The sequence below is a fragment of the Aquisalinus luteolus genome (assembly GCF_009712425.2).
In the GTDB taxonomy this organism is placed as follows: Bacteria; Pseudomonadota; Alphaproteobacteria; order Caulobacterales; family Parvularculaceae; genus Aquisalinus; species Aquisalinus luteolus.
On sequence record NZ_VCJR02000002.1, the window covers coordinates 115,640 to 137,557 of the forward strand.

The following is a 21,918-nucleotide window of genomic DNA, read 5'->3' on the forward strand; positions in this document are numbered from 1 at the left end:
TTATTAGTTCGCCAGTGCAATCAGCGAGGCGTTGCCGCCGGCTGCTGCGGTGTTGACGGAGACCGCTTTCTCCTCGCAGAAACGTTGGAGGTAGTTCGGCCCGCCTGCCTTTGGCCCTGTACCGGAAAGACCGGCACCACCGAAAGGCTGTACACCGACGATTGCGCCGATGATGTTGCGGTTGACGTAGATATTACCCGCCTTCACCCGCGGCAGCACATAGTCGGCGATGCCGTCGATGCGCGAGTGGATGCCGAAGGTCAGACCGTAGCCCGTCGCGTTGACCGCTTCCAGAACCTGGTCGAGCTGATCGTTCTTCCAGCGCACGACATGCAGGATCGGGCCGAAGGCTTCCGTCTTCAGGGCATCGAGCGCATCAAGCTCGAAAATATGCGGCGCCATGAAAGTGCCGCTCAGGCCTTCAGGCGTCTTGCCTTTCCAGACAAGCCTGCCCTGTTTTTCCATCTTGTCGGCATGGGCCTGGAGATTGTCCATCGCTTCCTTGTCGATAACCGGGCCGATATCGGTCTTCGGATCAGACGGATCGCCGAAGCGGCGCGCCTCTGCTGCACCGATAATCATTTCCAGCATGTCGTCGGCGACATCATCCTGCAGGTAGAGAATGCGCAGGGCGGAACATCTTTGCCCGGACGACTGGAAGGCGGAGGTGACGACATCGTCGGCAACCTGTTCCGGCAAGGCCGTCGAATCGACGACGAGGGCGTTGATGCCGCCGGTCTCCGCGATCAGCGGCGTGATCGGCCCGTCCTTGGCCGCCAGCGCGCGGTTAATGGCATGGGCGGTCGCGGTCGAGCCGGTAAAGCAGACGCCGTTGATGTCGTCATGCTCGACCAGCGCCTTACCGGTCTCACCTTCGCCGAGCACGAGGTTGCAGACGCCATCGGGGAAGCCTGCCTGTTTCATCAACTCCACCGCCACATGGGCGATGTATGGGGTTTGTTCGGCGGGCTTCGCCACGACTGTGTTGCCGGCGGCAAGCGCCGCCGTGACTTGACCGATGAAAATCGCCAGCGGGAAATTCCACGGTGAGATACAGGCGAAGATGCCACGCGGCTCCAGCTGCCAGCTGTCGCGCTGGCCGGTCGGACCATCCAGCTCGATGCGGCCACCCATCTGTTTTTCCGCTTGCAGGGCGTAATAGCGGCAGAAATCTGCTGCCTCGCGCACCTCGGCGACTGCATCGTCGATGGTCTTGCCGGCCTCGACAGCACAGAGCGAGAAGAAGCGGTCCATGTTCTGCTCAAGGATATCGGCATAACGGGTAAGGTAAAGCGCGCGGTCCTCTGCCTCCGTCCGGCCCCATGTCTGGAACGCATCACGGGCGGCCTTGACCGCCTTGTCGACCGTTTCCGGTGAGGAGATCAGCATGCTGCCGAATTCTTCGCCCGTGGTCGGGTTGAGCAGCGGCGATGTCTCTTTATCGCCACGCTCTTCCTTGCCATTGATGATCGCGGCAATCGGCTGCGATGGCGGCGTAAAGTCCGCCGTTACTTTTGCGACATGATCGAGCACCGGTTTGTGGCCGAACTCCATCCCGGCGGAATTCTTGCGATCTGAATAGAGATTATGCGGACGGCGGATCAGCGGATGGCGGCCATCGCCGGAACCGGTGATCGTTGCCGCGACATGTTCCTGCGGGGAGACGAGCAGCGCCTCGCGCGTGATATGCGGGTCTGCGATCTGTGACACGAAAGACGAGTTCGCCGTGTTTTCCAGCATCCGCCGGACGAGATAGGCGAGAAGGTCCTTGTACCCCCCAACCGGCGCATAGATACGGGCGGGCACGCCTTCCAGCTTGATTTCGAGGTCATAGAGGGACTCGCCCATGCCATGCAGGCGCTGGAACTCGTATCCCACCTTGTCGCCGGCAATCTCGAAGATTGCGGCGAGGGTGACGGCGTTGTGGGTGGCGAATTGCGGGAAGATATGCGGCCGCGCATCGAGCAGGCGCCGGGCGCAGTCGAGAAAGCACAGATCGGTGGCAGCCTTCCGTGTAAAGACGGGGAAGTCTTCCAGCCCCCGCTCCTGCGCGCGCTTGATCTCGGTGTCCCAGTATGCGCCCTTGACGAGGCGGACCATAAACTTGCGATCGAGGGACTTGGCAAGACCGGCAACCCAGTCGACTACTTCCGGGGCGCGTTTCTGATAGGCCTGGACGGCGAGGCCAAGACCCATCCAGTCGTCAAGACCAGGGTCTTCGGCCACAGCGCGGAAGACGTCGAGGGACAGTTCCAGCCTGTCGGCTTCTTCCGCATCAATGGTCAGGTTGAGCTGGTATTCCTTGGCGCGCTTTGCAAGCTCGATCACCTTGGGCACCAACTCACGCATCACCTCGTCGCGATTGCGGGCCTCGTAGCGCGGATGCAGCGCCGACAGCTTGACGGAAAGACCCGGGCGGGATGGCAGCTCGGAATCGAAGCTCTTCGACTGCTCGCCAATGGCGTCGAGAGCATCGGAATAGGATTCGAGGTAGCGGTCAGCGTCCTTTTGCGTTCGTGCGCCCTCGCCCAGCATGTCGAAGGAGAACCAGAACCCTTCACGTCTCTGTTTCTCGGCGCGTTTCAGCGCATCCTTTATCGTCTGTCCGAGCACGAAGTGGCGGCCGAGATAGTGCATCGCCTGGCGCGTGCCCTGACGGATGACAGGCACGCCAAGGCGCTTGACCATGCCATGCAGAACGGCGCCGGGTTTTTCGCGCGGGCGGACGATATTGGCCGACATGCCGATGCCCCAGCTGGCGGCCATCAACAGCCAGCTGTCGTCGTGGTCGTCGTCATCCTCATCTTCCTCGTCCCAGTCACCGGCGGAGAGTTTTTCCTCGATCAACCGGTCCTGCGTCTTGGCGTCGGGCACACGCAATAGCGCCTCGGCGAGGACCATCAGCGCGAGGCCTTCCTTGGTCGACAGGGAATATTCCTGCATGAACTCTTCAAGTCCGGTCGTGTGCTTGGTGTTCTTGATCCCGTCGATAAAGCGGGTTGCCCTGTCGCGAATACGCTGCGCCATTTGCGGGTCGTGCCGGTTATCGTCCAGCATTTTCAGGATCAGCTCCCGGTCATCGGGGGCGTAGTCGGCTTCAAACGGCGGGTAAGCGGAGTCTCGGGCCATGAATATCCTTTTTAGATCGTGTCGACAGAACCCCCACCAACGGGTCGAGGTCTCCCCTTGTTCCTCAAGATATTTTAAAACGGATGTATCCCGATTGCCGAAACGGGCGAGCCAATGCAAGCAAAGCCGGGCCGCTTTGACCGTAATTGGTGACTTCGCCTTCGCAGGCGGTGCCGGGCGTTCCGCAAGCTGCACCCCCTTAGCAGAAAATTGCTCAGTGTTGCCCCAACTCAACTGGACAGGCCGACAGGGTGTGCTTACAGTCGGCGGCTGGACCAGCGACGTTTGACGAGGGGAATGCCGTGAATATTGCCGATCTTATCAGCCAGGTGAATGGTATTGTCTGGGGCCCGCCCATGCTGGCTCTTCTGCTCCTGACGGGCCTCTTCCTGACCATCGGCCTCAAGCTGATGCCGCTGGGCAAGATTCCCTATGCGTTCGGCGAGATGTTCCGCAAACGCGAAGGCAGCGACGAAGGCGACGTCTCGCCGTTCGGCGCACTGATGACGGCCCTCGCCTCGACAATCGGTACGGGCAATATCGCCGGGGTGGCCGTGGCCATCGCCGTCGGCGGGCCGGGCGCGCTGTTCTGGATGTGGATGACCGCCCTTGTTGGCATGGCGACCAAGTTTTCCGAAGCCGTGCTGGCCGTGAAATATCGTGAGGTCGACCATCGCGGCAAGCGGGTCGGCGGGCCGATGTATTACATCAAGAACGGCCTCGGCAAGAAATGGGTCTGGCTGGGCTTCCTGTTCGCAGCTTTCGGCATGCTGGCAAGCTGGGGCACTGGCGCCTCGATCCAATCGAACTCCGTCGCTGACGTGCTGCAAAACTCTTTTGCCATTCCACCGCTTGTCACCGGTCTTGTTCTCGCAGCCACCGCGGGCCTCGTGATCCTCGGCGGGATTAACTGGATTGCGAATGTCGCCACCAAGCTCGTTCCGGCCATGGCGCTGACCTACATATTCTTCGGCGTTATCGTGATCATCATGAATGCCCCGGCGATACCGGCGGCGTTCGGGCTGATTTTCAAAGGGGCCTTCGGATATGATGCAGCTGTTGGCGGTTTCACCGGCGGCGCCCTTATGCTGGCCATGCAGTTCGGTGTCGCACGCGGTATCTTCTCCAACGAGGCAGGCCAGGGTTCCGCCCCGATCGCGCACGCCGCTGCCCAGAACAATGACCCGGTCAACCAGGGCATCGTAGCCATGCTGGGCACGCTGATCGACACGATCATCGTGTGCTCGATCACCGGCCTCGTCATTATCACGACCGGCGCCTATTCTATCATCGACCCGCAGACCGGCTTTGCCTTCACCGGCGCCCCGCTGACGGCAGAGGCCTTTTCCCACGGCCTGCCAGGTGACTGGGGTCAGTATGTCGTCTCCATCGGCCTTGCCATCTTCGCCTTCACCACCATTCTGGGGTGGAGCTATTACGGCGAGCGGTGCGCGGAATACCTGTTCGGTGAGTGGGTCATCTTCCCGTTCAAGGTCATCTGGATTGTCGTCGTGTTTGCGGGCTGCTGGGTACTGACCCTTGAAGGAAGTGGCGCAGAGGCAGGCGGCGTGCAGGGTATCGTCAACCTTTTCTGGCTCGTCGCAGACACGCTGACTGGCATGATGGCGGCACCGAACCTGATCGCATTATTGCTGCTCTCGCCAATAGTCTTCAAAATGTCGAAGGAATATTTCGATAAGCGCAAAAATTAAACGCGATTGTGAACTAAACCCACCCGGTTGAGGTTACCAAGATATCATACGCTTTAACTTGCAATTGGCGTGTTTCTGGCGTGTGATATCACGCAATGGTGAGGCAACGGGTAGATATGCTACGCATTGGGCTTCTGAGTTCTGTTCTCCTGCTCAGCGCAGGCTGCGCGTCCATGAAGACGGACGACCAGGTCACGAGTCGCTTTGATCCGGACCGGATCGAAGTGGACATGGATCGCGAAAGCATCACCAAGTCATTCCAGTCCCCTCTCTACATACTGAATATCAAGAAGGAAGAAATTCCAAATCATCTTCCGGGACCGGACGAGACCTATGACGAGCCGACTTCATGCCTGGTCGCCAAGGTCGAATATGATAACCTCAACAAGCTTCTCGGTATTGACGAGGCGGCGCTGGATGCTGAAGAATTCGGCATGATCAGCCTCGATGCCAGCGACGCGATCGAGTCGACGATCAGCGATTTCATTCCGTTCGAGGACGTCATCAAATATGTCTCCGGCGCGACCAAACACGAAAAGAAGGTTGCCGCTGCTTATTTCCGTGGCCAGATCCGCCGGGCCTACCTGCGTGGTTATATTCACCGGAATACCTGCGAGACGCCGACGCCGACGACAAAGCCGGGCGACAGTACCATCACGGCCAGCAATACTCTTGTTGAAGACGACCGCCGCATCGGGATGACGGAAACCGGCGAGGAGTTTGACATCTATGTCTCGCCGAAACCGCGCACTTATGACAGCACCTATGATGACGTCGTACAGCTTGAGCCGGTAAATGTTGACGAGACACCTGGCCGGGGCGACACTCGCGAGACAAAGAAAATCGAAAGAGTGTCGGATTCAGATGACAGACCTGCCCCGCTGCCAATGCGCGCCATCGCTGCCAGAGACTAGAACCAGCGTTCTTCCCGGGGTTGCAGCGACACTGCTTGTCCTCTTCTCCATGACGACAGAAGCTATTGCACAGACCGACGCGGCCTGTGCTGGTTCTGATATTTACGGCGTGATCGTCCATGGTGGCACAGCCCGGTTCGGGACCGAAAGCGAGGAGCGGCTTGCCCTGTTCAGGGAGATGCTGCCCCGGCTTCGCGATGAACTTGCCGCCGGGGCAACCGCGCTCGACACCGTCGAAAAGGCCATCGTGACGATGGAAGATTCAGGCCTGTTCAACGCAGGCAGGGCCGCCATCAACAATGCCGGTGGCTTCGTTGAAACCGACGCCTCGATCATGGATGGCGAGACAATGGAAGCGGGGGCCGTTGCCTCAATGCGCCTCGTCAAGAACCCGATCCGGGCGGCACGCCTTGTCATGGACGAGACACGGCATGTCATGATGGTCGGCGATCGTGGCGAGGCAGCCGTGACCGAGCGCGGCGCCGAGACAGTCGAGCCCTCCTATTTCAGGAATAATAAGCATACGGATGAACCTGAAGAACATGGCACGGTGGGCGCAGCTGTGCTTGATCGTTGTGGCAACCTGGCCGCTGGCACGTCCACCGGCGGGTATGATGCGAAAATCCCGGGTCGCGTCGGGGACTCGCCCGTCATCGGCGCAGGCACCTATGCCCGCAACGGCGTGCTCGCCGCTTCGGCAACCGGTCATGGCGAGTATTTCATTCGCTTCACCGCAACCCGCTCTGCCGCAGCGCGCATGGAATATGGCGGGATGAGCCTGAATGATGCCGTGGCCGCATCCATTGAGGAAATGGCGGCAGCAGGCGAAGATGGTGCAGGCACTGGCGGCATTGTCGCCATCGGGGCCGATGGCACCGTTACCTATCCTCACAGTACGGAGGGTATGTACCGCGCCTATGCCACGCCGGACGTGCTCTATTCCGTCGGCGTCTTCGACGAGATGGAAACACGCCGGCCTGACTGACGCAGTCCACCTCCCACTAGCTACTGCTCACGATTGACCTGACTGCCTTGTGAGAAGACAGAACCGGGTGGAATTGTATCGTGCTGTTGGAACTCAGGGAGTATCAGCACATGCCTGCAAACCTATCCTTCATTGTCCGGCCCGTAGCCGGCATTTTCTGCCTTGTCATTGCATCACTGTTTTCTGTAGCAGTGGCGCAGGAAGGGACTGGCCTCGGTCCTGAAGTGGGCGAGACAATTCCCCATGACCTTGCACTGGACGGCGCACCCGGATTTGACGAGTTGAAAGGCGAGAATGGCATGGTGCTGTTCTTCGTGCGCTCGGTCGACTGGTGCCCATATTGCAAGGCGCAGGTGATCGAGGCCTCAGGCGCCCATGACGATTTCGCTGCGCTGGGGCTGGAGCCTGTCTATCTCAGCTATGACACCGTTGAAAAGCAGACTGCCTTCACCAGCCAGCGGGACATTTCCGGCAGCTTCGTATCCGACCCGCAATCGGAAATCATCAAGGCTTTCGGCCTGCTGAACACCAACCACAAGCCCGGCGAGTTCGGCTATGGCATCCCCTTCCCGGCGATTTTCATCGTCGATGCAAATGGTGTGGTTCGGGCCCGGCTTTATGAAGAAGATTATCTCACCAATACGAAAAGCTATCAGGATCGCCCGGCAATCGAAATCGTTCTGGAGGCCGCGGCGTCTGTGTCCAGTTAGATGGCACCGCATAAAGGCGGGGCCGCAGTTGCCTGCGGCCCCTTCCGTTTACTCGTTCAGGGGGGAGAGAGAAGTTGAACGAGGACGGAGTCTCGTATTTCAGGAGATGAAAGTCTGCCTCAGTCAGTCGATACTGAAGTGGCTATGCTCCAGCCCGATTACATGTCACGCAAGTGGGTGACATGCTGAATTTATTTTCGGCACCCAGGCCAGATCTTGCTTCCTTTGGTGCTTTGCAAATGACTGCAGATCTCATGCAGCCGAAAAGCCCCGAAATGGGAGGGGCCGCGGGCGGTTGCTCCGCGGCCCCTGGCATTCCCGTTCCAGAAGAGGGGGGAGAGAGAGATTTCTGAACGAGAAATGCAAGCAGCAGAGCGAGAACGAGGGAAGGAGGAGGAGAGTGCTCCGCCCTGCTGTTAGCGATCACATAATGTAAGAAAATTGAAATTACAATGTCCCGGAGTTACGGGACATCTGAATCCACAAAGGCAATTCAGATATGGGCAAGAAATCAAACGCGCAAACAGTGCGTTAGCTTTTGATCAGCCCAGCCCCCACACCACGAAGTGCTGCACTGACGCGGTTGGTCACACCCAATTTGGAGAAACAACGGCGCACCAGCGTGTCGACGGTATGGTCGGAGATATCGAGAATGCTGGCGATGACAGAATTACTCTTGCCCTGTGCGATCCAATAAAGGACTTCCTTTTCGCGGGGCGACAGGACAATGAAGTCAGGCTGCAGCACACCGCCGATCTCGAGGTATTTCAGATGGGTCTGCTGGCAGGCGACCTGCATTTCCAGCACCTTGCCTTCGGTCAGCCTGAAATTTTCGGTCGTCGCCCCGAACCCGAAATAGGCGATCGTTCCTTTCGCGTTGAATACTGGAACGGCCAGGCCTTCCTTGTAGCCGTATCTCGAAAAGTCGCGGATATAGCCCTTCTGCTCTTCGCTCAGGGTCGTGAGCCTGCCTATGTCGCTCCAGTAGAAGGGTTTGGACTGTAACGGGCTCTGGTTAACGATCGGATCGATATCGAAATAATTTTTCTGGGTATAAAGCTCCAGCCATTCCGGCGGGAAATTGTGATAGATCAGCGCCTTGCCGAGCTCCATCGCCTGCATTTCCTTGCGCAGGATCGCATAGACGCAGCTCGCGAAGCCATAGACCTGATGAAGATCTTCAAACAGGCCCATCAGCTCGGAAACGTCGTCAACGCCGCCGAGAGCATCGAGATACCGCTCCAGCGGACCCGAGAACTCGCTCGTCTCTCCAGGTGGGACCATGATGGTCTGTTTCACTCCTCCGGCGCGGGCCTGCAACACCATGCAGTACCTGTCCGGCCCTTCCTTCCACTTAACAGTGTAGCACTGAAAAGCACTGATGATGAAGGTTTTCCGCACATGATGCTGCAAACGGCGGAAATCCTGCGGCTAACGGCCCGTTAAGTGGCGCGCGCTATAAGGAAGCGAACTCGGCTTAACCATGGGATGCGCCCGATGAAACTGTCTATTTTCGGCCTTGGCTATGTCGGCGCGGTTTCTGGCGCGTGCCTTGCCGACCTTGGCCACCAGGTGACCGGCGTAGACCTGAACCCGGACAAGGTCGCCCGCATAAATGCCGGGGAAGCCCCGATCTATGAGGCGCTGATCGGCGAACTGACCGGGAAGATGGTCGCAGAGGGCAGGTTCTCGGCAACGACCGACCAGCAGGCGGCCGTGCGCGAGACAGACCTGTCGATCATCTCCGTCGGCACGCCCACCGCCGCAGATGGCAGCCCGATGATGGGCGCTGTCGAGGCTGTGACCCGCATGATCGGCGATACGGTGCGCGAAAGCGGCAAGACGCATACGGTCGTGGTGCGCTCCACCGTCACGCCCGGCTATTGCGTCGGCACGCTGGCCCCGGTTCTGGAAAAAGCGGCCGGACGCAAGATCGGCGACGGGCTGCACCTTGTCTTCAACCCTGAATTCCTGCGTGAAGGATCGTCCGTACGCGATTTCCGCGAACCGCCCTTCACCATTCTCGGCTCCATGACCAGCGAAGGCGCAGAAATTGCCGCGCGGCTTTATGACGGCATCGATGCGCCGGTGATCCGTACAGAACCGGGCGTCGCGGAGTCGATCAAGATCCTGTCCAACGCCTTCCATGCGCTGAAGATTTCCTTTGCCAATGAGGCAGGGCGACTGCTGAAATCCTCCGGCATCGATGCAACCGAGGCGATGCGCATTTTCGTTCAGGACACGGCGCTGAATGCATCCGGCGCCTATCTGCGCCCCGGCTTTGCCTTTGGCGGGTCATGCCTGCCCAAGGATATCCGCGCGATCCTGTCCATGGCCGCGATGAGCCGCACAGACCTGCCGGTCCTGTCTGCCGTGATGGGGTCCAACCGCGCGCATATTGACAGCGTGCTCGACATGATCATGGCGCGCATCGCCGGAGGCAAGCCGCGCAAGGCGGCGTTGTTCGGCCTGTCCTTCAAACCGGGTACGGACGACCTGCGTGAAAGCCCTTATGTCGCGCTGGCGGAAAAACTGATCGGCAAGGGGTTCGACCTGTCGATCATCGACCCATGGGTCAAGACCAGCCGGTTGCTTGGCAAGAACAAGGCATTCATCGAGCAGGAGATCCCGCATTTCGAAGCACTGTTGAACCGGGACCTTGAGACGACCCTCGCTCAGAACGACATCCTGATCATCGGTCATGCCTCCAAGGACCATCTCGCCATGATCGGCGAGCATGCAGGCGGCAAGACGGTGATCGACCTTGCCAATATCTCTTCGCTTCGCGCGCGCGACGACATCGATTATGAAGGCGTGTGCTGGTAATGGCAGCGCAAGACGACACGCGGCCAACTCTCCTCTTCGTCTCGCCGCAATTCCTGTTTCCGCTCGATGCGGGCGGAAAGATTCGCACAACGAATATCCTGCGCAACATGAAGGGCGGGGCGTTCCGCATTCACCTGATCTCGCCGGCGACGCCCGATGAGGAGACGAGCTGGGGTGCCGAGGTTACCGGCATCTGTGATGAATATACACCATGGCGGATTGCGCCACGCGACAGGCTGCATCGTTTTGCCGGACTCCTCTCTCCCCTGCCTGTTTCGGTCTGGTCAGATGCCCTTCCCGAGAGCCGGAGGGCGGTCGAGACTGTCCTGAAGACCCGGCCTGATGTTGCCGTTTTCGACTTCACCCATTGTGCTGCCCTGATGCCCTCCTACAGCTTCATGGAAAAATGCGGAGCACGGACGGTCCTTTTCACCCACAATGTCGAAACGGAAATTTTCGCCCGTCACGCCAGAACCTCCTCCTTCCCCATGTCGATCGTCTGGCAGATGGAACGGGCAAAAATGGCGCGGTTCGAGCGCAACGCCTGTAGCCGCTTCGACACGGTGATTGCCGTATCCGAACGCGATGCCGCCAAGCTCAAGGAAGACTTTGGCACGGCAAGAACCGCAGCCATCCCGACCGGCGTCGACCTCGACTTCTTCGGCTACACGTCGCCGACTGACGAAACCGGGTCGCTGATCTTTACCGGCTCCATGGACTGGCGCGCCAACCAGGACGGGTTGATGTGGTTTCTCAATGAGGTCTGGCCGCTGATCGCCGAAAAGCGCCCGCAAACCAGCTTCAAGGTCATCGGCAAGAACCCGCCCCAGCATCTGATCGATGCCGCGCAGAATGCCGGTGCCAACTGGACCTTTACCGGTTTTGTCGACGATATCCGCCCCCATGCTGCGGAAGGCTCTGCCTATGTCATTCCCCTGCGCGTTGGCGGTGGTACACGGATCAAGGCCTATGAGGCGATGGCGATGGGCCTGCCGGTCGTCTCCACCGCGCTCGGCGTCGAGGGCCTGCCGCTGTCACCGGGCGAGCATTACCTGAAGGCGGACACGCCGGAAGACTTTGCCGCTGCCACGCTGCGCCTACTGGCAGAAACCGACACACGCCGGATGCTATCCATGGCTGCCCGGGATTATGTCGAGAAAAACTGCAGTCAGAAAAGCGTCGCTGAAGTCTTCGAGCGCATCTGTCTCGACACGCTGAACGCTGGCTGACGCTGCTAGTCCTCCACACCACTCAGTGATATGAGAGCGGCGGAACGAGGACAGTGCCATGACAGACAAAACCATCTATCACCCGACACCCATCATCGAGACCGAGCGATTGATCCTGCGCGGCTGGGAAATGCGCGACCTGCCCGCCTATACGCAAATGATGGCCGACGAGGACGTCGCCCGGTTCATCGGCGGCACGGTCGGGCCGGACATGGCGTGGCGGCAATTCGCCGGGCTTGCCGGTCACTGGGCCCTGCGCGGGTTCGGCTTTTTCGTTGTCGAGGAAAAGGCGACCGGCGCATTCATGGGCCGGATCGGGCCTCATTTTCCCGTCGGTTGGCCGCACCTGGAAATCGGCTGGACGCTCAACGCCGCGGCACAGGGCAAGGGCTATGCGGTCGAGGCCGCAGGGGCGAGCGCAGATTGGTTGTTCGCGGCAAAGCCAGAACTGACGAAATTCATCAGCGTCATCGACCCGGCCAACCGCCCGTCGCAAAAGGTCGCGGAGCGCCTCGGCATGGCAAACACTGGCGAGATTTTCGAGGTTTTCGGCTACAAGACAGAGATCTGGGAGATCAGCCGCACTGCATGGGTTAATGGCAGGGCCGCCGGATAATTGTTATACTGGGCGCATGACAGCTGCCAATCGCCTGCGCCCGACAGATATCTTTACAGCGGAAGAATGGGCCGATCTTTCCCGCCGCCAGCCATGGCGCGGACCGCTGCTGGTCGCCCATGCATGGGGCATCATCGCCGCGGCCATCGCGCTCGTCGCGATCTGGCCTAACCCGGTGACGGTGATCCTCGCGATCATGCTGATCGGTGCGCGCCAGCTGGGCCTCGCTATCCTGATGCATGAGGCCGCCCATGGCGCGCTGCACCCGAACCGCAAGGTGAACGACTTCCTAGGCCACTGGCTGAGCGCGGCGCCGGTCGGCGCGGCATTGCCGAGCTATCGCGCCTATCATCTCGCCCACCACAAATATGTGCAGAGCGACGAAGACCCGGACCTGATCCTGTCGGCCCCCTTCCCGGTCACGAAAGCCTCGATGCGGCGCAAATTCATCCGTGACCTGACCGGCCAGACCTTCTTTCGCCAGCGCATCCTCGGCCTGTTCGTGCAGATGAAAGGCGACAGCGCAGCGGAGAAACAGGCAGAGGTGCTGTCAGGACGCAAGGGGCTCTATCATTTCCTCATCACCAATGGCGTCCTGCTGGCGATCGCCATCGTCTCAGGCCTGTGGTGGGCATATCCGCTGTGGCTCATCGCCATGGCGACATGGTTCCCGTTCGTTACGCGCATCCGCAATATCGCCGAGCATGCATGTGTCGAGACGACCGACGACCCGCTCGGTCATGCCCGCACCACCGTGCCGAGCTGGTGGGAGCGGCTTCTGATCGCGCCCTACTGGGTGCATTACCATTCGGAGCACCACGCTTTCATGCACCTGCCCTGTTACCGCCTGCCAAAGGCGCACGCGATGATGCAGGCAAAGGGCCATGGCGCGCGCATTCCGATGGCGCGGTCTTATGCCGAAATACTGCGCATGGCGGCGACCAAATCTCAAACGGTCTAAACTCCAAGCCTTTGCCTTCCTGCTTTGACGCGGCGCAATATCGGGCGATATAGTAGGGGGAGCGAACAGGAGACATTTCATGAAATTTGCCGCAAATCTTGGCGCATCGGCCTTTGCAGCCGCGATCATGCTTGCCGCGCCATTGGCACAGGCGCAGGCGCAGGCGCCCGCCCTCGATGAGGAGACCATCGATGAAGCAGAAATGCTGATGGATGCGGGGCTATCCTCAACCATCGGCTATGAGGTTGTGGAGAGCCTGACGACGGAGATCGGCCCGCGGCTTGCAGGCTCCGAGGCAGAGGCCCGCGCCCGCGACTGGGCCGTTGCGAAGATGACGGCACTGGGGCTGAAGAATGTCCGTATAGACCCGTTTGATGTGCCCTATTGGGAACGCGGCATCGAAGAGGCCGAGATCATCTCGCCTTATCCCCAGAGCCTTGAGCTGACCGCTCTTGGTGGCTCCGTCGCCACAACCGAGAAAGGTGTGACCGGCGAGATTGTACGCTTCGAGACGCTGGCCGATCTGCAGGATGCGCCGATGACGGGCCTCGAAGGCAAGATAGTGTTCGTCGACGAATACATGACGCGCACGCAGGACGGCTCGGGCTATGGTGTTGCCGTCGCCAAGCGCTCCGGCGCGGCGATCGAGGCCGGCAAGCGCGGCGCTGTCGCGGCGCTGATCCGCTCCGTCGGTACGGACAGCCACCGCTTTCCCCATACCGGGCAGATGCGTTATGGCGAGGTGGACCGCAAGGTACCGATTGCCGCCCTGTCTGCCCCTGATGCAGACCAGCTACAGCGGGCACTGGAGCGCGGCAGGCCGGTGACCGTTCGTGTGCGGCTGGATACGGTGTCACCCGGGACCCGTCCCTCCGGCAATGTCATCGGCGAAATTCCCGGCCGGACCGACGAGATCGTTGTCATTGGCGGGCACCTCGATTCTTGGGATCTCGGCACTGGTGCGGTTGACGATGGTGCAGGCATCGGCATCACCATGGGTGCGGCAAAGGTCATTCTCGAATCCGGCCTGAAACCGGAACGCACCATCCGCATCGTCGCTTTCGGAGCTGAGGAAATCGGCCTTTATGGTGGTATTCATTATGCGGAGAAATATGCTGCCGATCTCGACAAGCATATCGTCGGCGCGGAATCCGATTTCGGCGCAGGGCAGATCTATCAGTTCCAGACGCGCTTCGGCGAAACAAAACTGGACCGCGCAAAGGAATTCCAGCGCGTGCTCGCCCCGCTTGGCATCGGACCTGGCAATAACGAGGCATCGGGCGGGCCGGACATGATCGGCCTGCGCGGTGCCGGTGTGCCGGTGGTGACACTGAAGCAGAACGGGTGGGACTATTTCGACCTGCATCACACCCATGATGACACGCTCGACAAGATCGACCCGGACGATATCGCCCAGAATGTCGCCGCCTATGCCGCCTTCGTCTGGATGGCCGCAAACATGGACGGTGATTTCCGCGACCCGGTCATGATGGAAGCGAGCCAGTAGAACACAAAACTGTCATGCCGCCGGGGTATCAGGACGGCATGACAGTTCCGGTCACAGTTGCGTGCCCGTATCGGGGAAAAATGAGGGGTATGAGGATGAAGACGCTGAACAGACTGATGGCCGCTGCATGCCTGACAGCGATTGCCGCCTGCGCAAGCCAGGGCCAGGACCCTGACCTGACGGTCGAACTGCCGGGGCCACCGGACCCTGTACCGGTCCGCATCCTGTCTTCGGCCCCGCTCGATACCAGCGCCACGGTGACACGCATCGCGTTTGGCTCCTGCGCTGACGAAACGGAAGACCAGTCGATCTGGACAGAGATCGCTGCGACAGAGCCTGACGTCTTCCTGTTCATGGGTGACAATGTCTATGGCGATGCCAAGGCAGATGATGCCCGGTTCAACGACCCCGACCTGCCGAAGATGCGCCAGTCCTATGTCGACCTCGGCAAGAGCAAGCCGTTCGAGGCGTTGCGCCAGTCTACGCCGGTGCTGGCTGTCTGGGACGACCATGATTACGGCCTGAATGATGGCGGTGCCGATTATGTCTTCAAGGAACAGGCAGAAGCGCTGTTCGAGGATGTGTGGGATCTGGCCGAAGCGGATGAACGCCGCCAGCGGCCCGGTATCTATCAGAGCTGGATGCTGGGCGAGGAACGCGGGCGCATGGTCCAGATCATCCTGCTCGACACGCGCTTCTTCCGCTCTGCCCTTCTGCCGACAGATACGCCGGATGCACCGGGCAAGGAGCGCTATATTCCCGACCCGACGGCCGCCAAGACCATGCTGGGTGCAGAGCAATGGCGCTGGCTGAACAACGAGCTGCTGAAGCCTGCCGACCTGCGCCTGATCGTGTCATCCATTCAGGTCCTTGCCGACGGTCACGGCTGGGAAGCATGGAAGATGCTGCCAGCCGAGCGCGAGCGGCTGTACAACATGATCAATGCAACGGGGGCGGAGAATGTCGTGCTGCTGTCCGGCGACCGCCATGCAGGGGCGATCTATCGCAAGGATGTAACGCTGACCTATCCGCTCTATGAGGTCACCTCCTCCTCGCTCAACCTGCCGGCATCGATCTGGCGCGAGGAAAGCGGCACGACCTATGTCGAGCCGGGCCCGAACCGGCTGGGCGGCATGGTCTATGACGCCAATTTCGGCATCATCGATATCGACTGGGAATATGAGGCGCTGTCGCTGGAACTGCGCGGCGCCGATGGCGGGATCATCACGCGGGAAACCGTCAGCCTGTCCGAGCTGCGCCCCGTATACTGATCAGGAGAAGCTGGCGTATTCAGGGTCGCGGCGTGAACTGCGCAGGGGCGGGTGCATCGCCGGCCTCTTCCTCTGCTGAGGCCTTCAGGCTTTCCAGTCCCTTCTCGTAATCGGGGGCAAGAAATTTCTCCATCATGAAGCCCATATAGGTTGCCATGGGCTGCATCAGCACCGGCACGCCGCGGCGCATGTTGGAGTCAAAGGACCAGGTAATATGCGTAGAGGACGGGCCTTTTTCCTCAAGCTGAAAGACTGCATGGGCACCGCCCATGGCGCCGAAATTCAGGTCGCTTTCCATGCGGCGGGGCGGGTCATAGGCGGTGATGCGCTGGGACCCGTTGCCGACGCTTTTCACCTCGCTGGTCCATGCCATGAGATGACCGACGCCTGACCCTTCGATCGTATATTTCGCCTCCGGATCGCGATCCGCCCAGGGCGACCATGCGGGCCAGCGGTTGAAATCGCCGATCAGGGCAAACACCGTCTCGCGCGGTGCGTTGATGGTGATGTCCCGGCTCATCGTCACATGATCGGGCAGGAAAAAGCCGAGGGCATAGGCCCCCAGCGCCAGAACGACCAGCACAAGCAGGATCAGCAACAGGATTTCCATCGGTCATCTCCCTTTTTTGCCATGCTGATCCCAAGCCGGGCCTGTGCGCAAGCCAAAAGCGGTTAACGCAATAGAGGGCAGCCGAGGCGAGACATGAAAAAAGCGGCCAGATGGCCGCTTTTTCCGAAATTCAGTTTGCCGGGACGCTCATGCGTTCTTGCCGCGGCGATCGACCTTTTCGGTGATGCGGGCAGATTTGCCGCGACGACCACGCAGATAGTACAGCTTGGCGCGACGGACTTTACCGCGGCGAACGACTTCGATGGAGTCGACCAGCGGGGAGTAGATCGGGAATACGCGCTCGACACCTTCGCCGAAGGAAATCTTGCGAACGGTGAAGCTCTCGTTCAGGCCGCCGCCACCACGGGCAATGCAGACGCCTTCATAGGCCTGCAGGCGGACGCGGTCGCCCTCGCGCACTTTGACGTTGACGCGCAGCGTATCGCCGGCACCGAATTCCGGTACCGTCTTGTTCAATTCTTCCATGTGCTCTTTTTCGAGCTGTTCGATGATATTCATTGGTCGTCTTCTTTCTTTTCTGGTGCCGGATTGGACCCCGCTTCATTCCTGTCATCAGGCAGCAAGTCGGGTCGTCGCGCGCGCGTTATGTCCAATGCCTGCTTCCGGCGCCAGCCGGCAACAGCCTCATGATCTCCCGAGAGAAGCACGGGCGGGATCTCCCGGCCCTCAAAGTCCCGGGGCCTGGTATACTGGGGATATTCCAGCAGGCCGCTCTCGAAACTTTCTTCCTCGCTCGATTGAGACGCGCCCAATACACCGGGAATGAGCCGAACGCAAGCCTCTATCAGCGTTTGCGCAGCAACCTCCCCGCCTGCGAGAACGAAGTCGCCGATGGAGACCTCCTCCACGTCCCGCGCATCGAGAAACCGCTGGTCGACCCCTTCGAACCGGCCGCAAAGCAGGATGACCCCCGGCCCGGCGGCAAGCTCCTGCACACGGGCCTGTTTCAGCGGCTTTCCCCGTGGGGAGAGATAGATAAAAGGTCGGCCTGCGCGTTCCACACTATCAGCCGCCGCAGCCAGCACATCGGCGCGCATCACCATGCCCGGCCCGCCGCCGGCGGGCGTATCATCGACATTACGGTGCTTGTTGTGGGCATGATCTCTGATCTGGACCGTGTCTAGCGACCACAGGCCTTCGTTCCGTGCCCGGCCGATGATCGAGACATCGAGCATGCCGGGGAAGGCTTCCGGAAACAGGGTAAGGATGGTGGCATGCCAGCTCATGTGGCGGCCTCATCTTCCCCATCCGCATCTTCATAGACAGGCGGGTCTATGGTTATCCTGCCACCGGCGAAGTCGATCTGTGGTACGGCCTCTTTCGTGAACGGAATGAGCACCGCAGTTTTCTCGCCGGGCACGTTCATCAGTTCCAGCAAATCACAGGCACCGTAATTGACCACTGCCTTGACCCTGCCGAAGGATGATCCATCGCTCGTGAAGGCGGCGAGGCCGACGAGGTCCTCGTAATAGAACTCGTCCTCATCGGGCGGCGGCAGGCAGTCGCGCGGCACGAAAAGCTTTGTCCCGCCAAGGGCTTGGGCCGCCTCGCGGTCAGCGATCTCGGGACAGCGGACGACGAGAAGACCCGGTTTTGCTTCACGCACCAGCTTCAGCGTGAAGCGGCGCCCATCTTCGGTCGAGACGGGGCCATAACCCACGGCATCAACCGGCACCTCGGTAAAGGCGCGCAGCTTCGCCTCGCCGCGCACCCCATGGGCCCCGGCAAATGTACCGACACAGATCATTTTGCGATCAGCCATGATGGCCCTCCCGGGCAGCTTGTGGCTGCCCGGCAAGTGTAAAAAGCCTTATTCGGACTTTTCTTCAGCGGCGTCTTCTGCCGGTGCTTCTTCAGCCGGAGCAGCGGCTGCCTCGGCGGCAGCGGCCTTTGCGGCCTCTTCAGCTTCGCGGGCAGCTTCAGCGGCGGCTTCTTTTTCGGCAATGCGCTCTTGCGCTTTCTTGCCCGGCTTTGCCTTGTTCGGGTTGTCGCCGTGTTCCCATTTCACGAGACCGGCAGTGCCGAGGAAGCGAGCGACGCGCTCGGTCGGCTGGGCACCTTTTTTCAGCCATTCACTGGCTTTTTCGGTGTCGAGCTGCACGCGTTTCTCGTCATCCTTGCCCAGCAGCGGGTTGTAGGAGCCGATACGCTCGATGAAACGGCCATCGCGCGGCGCACGGGCGTCGGCAACAACGATGTGGTAATACGGACGCTTCTTGGAGCCCCCGCGGGACAGTCTCATTTTCAGTGCCATGATCTTTTTCCTTTCAAACGGTCTGAAATCTAGTGAGGTGGTTGTTCGACCCCGCCAAGCTCGGCGAGGATGTAATGGTGCAGCCCGTCCTGGGCTGCATTATTGAGCTCGTCTGCATGGATACCCTGCGCCCGCGCGTCCTCGAGACATTGCTCGGTCAGCTGCTCGGCTTTCTTTTCGCGCTGGTCCTCCGGCACTTTATTGACATTCTTACCGACCCATTCGGCGAGAAATTCCGATGCGCGTTCGCTCATGATCCGTTCTCCGATTATTTTTTCTTGGAGCCGGGCAAGCCAGGCAGGCCGAGCTTTGCCAGTTCATCTTCGGACGGTATCTTGCCGCCGCCTAACCCGCCACCAAGGCCGGGCAGGCCGCCACCCATTCCGCCTCCCAGGCCGGAAGGCAGCTTTCCGCCTCCCACGCCACCGGGCATACCGCCGCCGCCCATCATGCCGGCGAGGCCTTTCATGCCGCCCTTCTTGCCCATCTTCTTCATCATCGTGGACATGCCCTGATAGGCTTTCAGCAGGCGGTTGACCTCCTGCACGCTGGTGCCGGAACCGGCGGCGATGCGCTTCTTGCGCGAGGCGTTCAGGACCTTGGGGTTCTTGCGTTCCTTTTTCGTCATGGAGCTGATGATCGCTTCCTGACGGGAAATTTCCTTGCCTTCGAAACCACCGGCGGCGTCGAGTTGCTTCTTCATCTTGCCCATGCCGGGCATCATGCCCATGATCGCACCCATGCCACCCATACGGCGCATCTGCTTCAGCTGGTCCGCGAGATCATCAAGATCGAACTGCCCCTTGGACAGTTTCTTCGCCATCTTCTCGGCTTTTTCCTGATCGACCTCTTCGGATGCCTTCTCGACCAGTGAGACGATGTCGCCCATGCCGAGAATGCGCCCGGCCATGCGCCTGGGGTCGAACTCATCGAGGGCATCGAGCTTCTCGCCGATACCGATCAGCTTGATCGGCGCACCGGTGACAGCGCGCATGGACAGGGCAGCACCACCGCGGCCATCGCCATCGATCCGTGTCATGACGACACCGGAGACCGGCACGCGGGCCTTGAATTTTTCCGCCGTCTGGACCGCGTCCTGACCGGTCAGGGAGTCGACGACCAGCAATGTTTCCGCCGGGTTGGCGATCCGGTGTACGTCGGCGACCTCTGCCATCAGCTGTTCGTCGATCGACAGGCGGCCTGCGGTGTCGAGCATGACGACGTCATAGCCGCCGAGGCGGGCCGCTTCCATTGCGCGCTTTGCGATGTCGACGGGCTGCTGGCCAGCAATGATCGGCAGCGTCTTCACCTCTGCCTGCTCGCCAAGGACCTTCAGCTGCTCCTGCGCGGCCGGGCGGCGCGTGTCGAGCGAGGCCATCAGGACCTTTTTCTTTTCCTTCTTCTGAAGGCGCAGCGCGATCTTGGCGGTCGAAGTGGTCTTGCCGGAACCCTGCAGGCCGACCATCAGTATGGCGGCAGGCGGTGCAACATTGAGATCGAGAGCGTGGTCGGCTTCAGCGCCGCCAAGCATGTCGACCAGTGCATCATGGACGATCTTGATGACCTGCTGGCCGGGCGTGACCGAGCGCAGCACATCCTGGCCGATGGCGCGCTCCTTGACCTTGCCGATGAACTCGCGCGCAACCGGCAGGGCGACGTCAGCCTCCAAGAGGGCAACGCGCACCTCGCGCATCGCCTCGCTGACGTCAGCCTCGCTCAGGGAGCCGCGGCCACGCAGCTTGTCAAAGACGCCGGATAGCCTGTCGCTCAGGGTTTCAAACATATCGATCCTCTCAAGATTTACGCGTCGGGGTGCCAGCCTGCCGTCAGGCAGATAACCATGCACCAAAAGCCCCCGTGAGCGCATTACGCCGACGGAGGGACATCCCCGGCCCCGTCCTCCATGTAGGTGCGCGATCGCGCAAAGTCAGAGGGGTCGTGCCGGCAGACGCGGAAATCTCATGGAATTTCCGTAAAATCGAGGCGGGTCTTACAGGCAGAAGCCCGCAAGGTCAAGCAATAGGGCTATTCCGCCAGCTCGATGCGTTCGCACGCGATGCGCAACACCCCAATCATGGAAACCCGCCGGTGGGTGATGGTGTAAAGCGGAATGCGCTGCATATAGAGCCTGAAGTCGACCTTGTCCTCAAACCGCCGGCGGATGGTGTCCGCCATGTCGTCGCCGAGATCCATGACCTCGTTGACGAATGGGCTGACGAGGAACATGCCGTCAATGGCCCCCAGCATCAGCGCGACATCGCCCGCCATGGCCCCGAGGGCATTGGCGAAACGCTCGATCGCCTCGATACAATGGGGATCGGCTTCGTTGCGGGCGTAGAGCATGATTTCCTGCGCGCGCAGGTCGAGCGTCTTGCTGCCGGCCTTTTCGGCGATATAGCTGTAGACGCCTTCCAGCCCGGGATAGCTGACCACCTCGTGGAAGGAGAGCCGCTCGCCCTTCGCCATGCGATGCATCATGAAATCCGCCTGCCATGCATCGCATGGCGCGAAATTGGCGTGGCCGCCCTCTGAATCGATCACCTGCACCGTCTTGCCGGTATGAATGACACTGGCAACACCGAGGCCATAGGTCGGCACGGTCAGCCCGTAGCGGCCCTTTTTGTGTACATAGGCCGGCTGTTCATGCCCGGCGATGCTGACAACGTCCTTCGGGTCCAGCCAGGGCAGGGCCGAGCCCATGGCAACGCAATCGTTAGCGTTAACAATTCGGGTAAAAGGAAATGCCTGGCGGATCTCATCGAGTGTGAAGGCCAGATCGCTGCCCGGGATGATGATCTTCTCACCGATCTGCGGCCCGGCATGGGACAGGGCAAGCACAGGCGGCATCGCCTCCATGCCCCCATGCTGGCCGATATAGTGGCCGAGAAGGCCGACGATATCGTCAAAGTCGCTGGTCTGGATCTTGAGGTAATGGCCGAGCACGGGCTTGCTGCCCGCGCTGTCCATGCCGATACCCAGCGCGAAGCGCGTTACGCCGCGCGTGATCTCGACAACGAGTGCGTCGAATTGCTGCCTGTTGGTCAAGCAAGCCTCCCTTTTATCAGCAGCCCGTGTGATCCGGGCTTTGTGCATCAGGCAAGAATGCAGGCTAATCGATAGGGAGTCATTAACGTAAAGACAAAAGAGGGAAATTTAATATTTCCCTCTATCAA

20 protein-coding genes are annotated in these 21,918 nt (G+C 60.3%); 10 read left to right on the forward strand and 10 right to left on the reverse strand.

Annotation, left to right across the window (positions count from 1 at the left end):
- Nucleotides 1–3 precede the first annotated feature (3 nt).
- Nucleotides 4–3,129 (reverse strand): bifunctional proline dehydrogenase/L-glutamate gamma-semialdehyde dehydrogenase PutA, encoded by a 3,126-nt coding sequence (gene putA, locus FF098_RS08955; protein ID WP_155139697.1) that lies wholly within the window; start codon nt 3,127–3,129, stop codon nt 4–6.
- Nucleotides 3,130–3,485: 356 nt separating this feature from the next.
- Here putA and FF098_RS08960 point away from each other — a divergent pair, with 356 nt between their 5' ends.
- The 4 genes from FF098_RS08960 (at nt 3,486) to FF098_RS08975 (ending at nt 7,450) form a co-directional block, all read left to right on the forward strand.
- Nucleotides 3,486–4,841 carry an alanine/glycine:cation symporter family protein gene (locus FF098_RS08960; RefSeq protein WP_155141296.1) on the forward strand — a complete coding sequence of 452 codons (1,356 nt, stop codon included), beginning with the start codon at nt 3,486–3,488 and terminating at the stop codon, nt 4,839–4,841.
- A gap of 173 nt (nt 4,842–5,014) precedes the next feature.
- Nucleotides 5,015–5,755: a hypothetical protein gene (locus FF098_RS08965; protein ID WP_155139699.1), complete on the forward strand. Its 741-nt coding sequence runs from the start codon at nt 5,015–5,017 to the stop codon at nt 5,753–5,755.
- The gene (locus FF098_RS08970) at nt 5,706–6,740 is read left to right on the forward strand and encodes an isoaspartyl peptidase/L-asparaginase family protein (protein ID WP_166426445.1); all 1,035 of its coding nucleotides are present in this window, start codon (nt 5,706–5,708) and stop codon (nt 6,738–6,740) included. Before FF098_RS08965 ends, FF098_RS08970 begins: the two co-directional genes overlap by 50 nt.
- Nucleotides 6,741–6,850: 110 nt before the next feature.
- Nucleotides 6,851–7,450 (forward strand): peroxiredoxin family protein, encoded by a 600-nt coding sequence (locus tag FF098_RS08975; RefSeq protein ID WP_155139703.1) that lies wholly within the window; start codon nt 6,851–6,853, stop codon nt 7,448–7,450.
- Nucleotides 7,451–7,981: 531 nt separating this feature from the next.
- Here FF098_RS08975 and FF098_RS08980 read toward each other — a convergent pair.
- Entirely contained in the window at nt 7,982–8,734 is a 753-nt protein-coding gene (locus FF098_RS08980) for a helix-turn-helix transcriptional regulator (protein ID WP_166426446.1), read from the reverse strand.
- A 213-nt stretch (nt 8,735–8,947) separates the two neighbouring features.
- Here FF098_RS08980 and FF098_RS08985 point away from each other — a divergent pair, with 213 nt between their 5' ends.
- The 6 genes from FF098_RS08985 (at nt 8,948) to FF098_RS09010 (ending at nt 15,860) form a co-directional block, all read left to right on the forward strand.
- On the forward strand, nt 8,948–10,276 hold the full coding sequence (locus tag FF098_RS08985; RefSeq protein ID WP_166426447.1) for a nucleotide sugar dehydrogenase: 1,329 nt from the start codon (nt 8,948–8,950) through the stop codon (nt 10,274–10,276).
- Nucleotides 10,276–11,505 (forward strand): glycosyltransferase family 4 protein, encoded by a 1,230-nt coding sequence (locus FF098_RS08990; protein WP_155139709.1) that lies wholly within the window; start codon nt 10,276–10,278, stop codon nt 11,503–11,505. Before FF098_RS08985 ends, FF098_RS08990 begins: the two co-directional genes overlap by 1 nt.
- 58 nt (nt 11,506–11,563) lie before the next feature.
- A complete protein-coding gene (locus tag FF098_RS08995; protein WP_155139711.1) occupies nt 11,564–12,121 on the forward strand; it encodes a GNAT family N-acetyltransferase in 558 nt (185 codons plus the stop codon).
- A gap of 16 nt (nt 12,122–12,137) precedes the next feature.
- Entirely contained in the window at nt 12,138–13,082 is a 945-nt protein-coding gene (locus tag FF098_RS09000; RefSeq protein WP_155139713.1) for a fatty acid desaturase family protein, read from the forward strand.
- A 79-nt stretch (nt 13,083–13,161) separates the two neighbouring features.
- Nucleotides 13,162–14,589, forward strand: a complete 1,428-nt coding sequence (locus FF098_RS09005; protein WP_205967455.1) for a M20/M25/M40 family metallo-hydrolase — start codon at nt 13,162–13,164, stop codon at nt 14,587–14,589.
- 95 nt (nt 14,590–14,684) lie between these two features.
- A complete protein-coding gene (locus tag FF098_RS09010) occupies nt 14,685–15,860 on the forward strand; it encodes an alkaline phosphatase D family protein (protein ID WP_166426448.1) in 1,176 nt (391 codons plus the stop codon).
- Between the two features lie 19 nt (nt 15,861–15,879).
- Here the strand turns inward: FF098_RS09010 and FF098_RS09015 are convergent, their stop codons facing one another.
- From FF098_RS09015 to FF098_RS09050, 8 genes are all read right to left on the reverse strand, one after another.
- The gene (locus tag FF098_RS09015) at nt 15,880–16,470 is read right to left on the reverse strand and encodes an SRPBCC family protein (RefSeq protein ID WP_155139716.1); all 591 of its coding nucleotides are present in this window, start codon (nt 16,468–16,470) and stop codon (nt 15,880–15,882) included.
- Nucleotides 16,471–16,617: 147 nt separating this feature from the next.
- The gene (rplS, locus tag FF098_RS09020; RefSeq protein ID WP_155139718.1) at nt 16,618–16,989 is read right to left on the reverse strand and encodes a 50S ribosomal protein L19; all 372 of its coding nucleotides are present in this window, start codon (nt 16,987–16,989) and stop codon (nt 16,618–16,620) included.
- Entirely contained in the window at nt 16,986–17,717 is a 732-nt protein-coding gene (trmD, locus tag FF098_RS09025; RefSeq protein ID WP_155139720.1) for a tRNA (guanosine(37)-N1)-methyltransferase TrmD, read from the reverse strand. Before trmD ends, rplS begins: the two co-directional genes overlap by 4 nt.
- Nucleotides 17,714–18,253, reverse strand: a complete 540-nt coding sequence (gene rimM, locus FF098_RS09030) for a ribosome maturation factor RimM (protein ID WP_155139722.1) — start codon at nt 18,251–18,253, stop codon at nt 17,714–17,716. The genes trmD and rimM overlap by 4 nt, the downstream gene beginning before the upstream one ends.
- A 48-nt stretch (nt 18,254–18,301) precedes the next feature.
- A complete protein-coding gene (gene rpsP / locus FF098_RS17855; protein WP_155139724.1) occupies nt 18,302–18,745 on the reverse strand; it encodes a 30S ribosomal protein S16 in 444 nt (147 codons plus the stop codon).
- 29 nt (nt 18,746–18,774) lie between these two features.
- The gene (locus FF098_RS09040; RefSeq protein WP_155139726.1) at nt 18,775–18,999 is read right to left on the reverse strand and encodes a DUF768 domain-containing protein; all 225 of its coding nucleotides are present in this window, start codon (nt 18,997–18,999) and stop codon (nt 18,775–18,777) included.
- 14 nt (nt 19,000–19,013) lie between these two features.
- The gene (gene ffh / locus FF098_RS09045; protein WP_155139728.1) at nt 19,014–20,528 is read right to left on the reverse strand and encodes a signal recognition particle protein; all 1,515 of its coding nucleotides are present in this window, start codon (nt 20,526–20,528) and stop codon (nt 19,014–19,016) included.
- A gap of 242 nt (nt 20,529–20,770) precedes the next feature.
- On the reverse strand, nt 20,771–21,790 hold the full coding sequence (locus FF098_RS09050; protein ID WP_166426449.1) for a glucokinase: 1,020 nt from the start codon (nt 21,788–21,790) through the stop codon (nt 20,771–20,773).
- Nucleotides 21,791–21,918 lie beyond the last annotated feature (128 nt).

Bases quoted from the DNA above. Each gene is read 5' to 3' on its own strand.
- FF098_RS09010 (WP_166426448.1), top strand. From the start codon at position 14,685: ATGAAGACGCTGAACAGACTGATGGCCGCTGCATGCCTGACAGCGATT.
- FF098_RS08980 (WP_166426446.1), bottom strand. From the start codon at position 8,734: ATGGTCCCACCTGGAGAGACGAGCGAGTTCTCGGGTCCGCTGGAGCGG.
- FF098_RS09040 (WP_155139726.1), bottom strand. From the start codon at position 18,999: ATGAGCGAACGCGCATCGGAATTTCTCGCCGAATGGGTCGGTAAGAAT.
- putA (WP_155139697.1), bottom strand. From the start codon at position 3,129: ATGGCCCGAGACTCCGCTTACCCGCCGTTTGAAGCCGACTACGCCCCC.
- FF098_RS08965 (WP_155139699.1), top strand. From the start codon at position 5,015: ATGAAGACGGACGACCAGGTCACGAGTCGCTTTGATCCGGACCGGATC.
- rpsP (WP_155139724.1), bottom strand. From the start codon at position 18,745: ATGGCACTGAAAATGAGACTGTCCCGCGGGGGCTCCAAGAAGCGTCCG.
- FF098_RS09015 (WP_155139716.1), bottom strand. From the start codon at position 16,470: ATGGAAATCCTGTTGCTGATCCTGCTTGTGCTGGTCGTTCTGGCGCTG.
- trmD (WP_155139720.1), bottom strand. From the start codon at position 17,717: ATGAGCTGGCATGCCACCATCCTTACCCTGTTTCCGGAAGCCTTCCCC.
- FF098_RS08960 (WP_155141296.1), top strand. From the start codon at position 3,486: ATGCTGGCTCTTCTGCTCCTGACGGGCCTCTTCCTGACCATCGGCCTC.
- FF098_RS08975 (WP_155139703.1), top strand. From the start codon at position 6,851: ATGCCTGCAAACCTATCCTTCATTGTCCGGCCCGTAGCCGGCATTTTC.
- rimM (WP_155139722.1), bottom strand. From the start codon at position 18,253: ATGGCTGATCGCAAAATGATCTGTGTCGGTACATTTGCCGGGGCCCAT.
- FF098_RS09005 (WP_205967455.1), top strand. From the start codon at position 13,162: ATGAAATTTGCCGCAAATCTTGGCGCATCGGCCTTTGCAGCCGCGATC.
- FF098_RS09000 (WP_155139713.1), top strand. From the start codon at position 12,138: ATGACAGCTGCCAATCGCCTGCGCCCGACAGATATCTTTACAGCGGAA.
- FF098_RS08990 (WP_155139709.1), top strand. From the start codon at position 10,276: ATGGCAGCGCAAGACGACACGCGGCCAACTCTCCTCTTCGTCTCGCCG.
- rplS (WP_155139718.1), bottom strand. From the start codon at position 16,989: ATGAATATCATCGAACAGCTCGAAAAAGAGCACATGGAAGAATTGAAC.
- ffh (WP_155139728.1), bottom strand. From the start codon at position 20,528: ATGTTTGAAACCCTGAGCGACAGGCTATCCGGCGTCTTTGACAAGCTG.
- FF098_RS08985 (WP_166426447.1), top strand. From the start codon at position 8,948: ATGAAACTGTCTATTTTCGGCCTTGGCTATGTCGGCGCGGTTTCTGGC.
- FF098_RS08970 (WP_166426445.1), top strand. From the start codon at position 5,706: ATGACAGACCTGCCCCGCTGCCAATGCGCGCCATCGCTGCCAGAGACT.
- FF098_RS08995 (WP_155139711.1), top strand. From the start codon at position 11,564: ATGACAGACAAAACCATCTATCACCCGACACCCATCATCGAGACCGAG.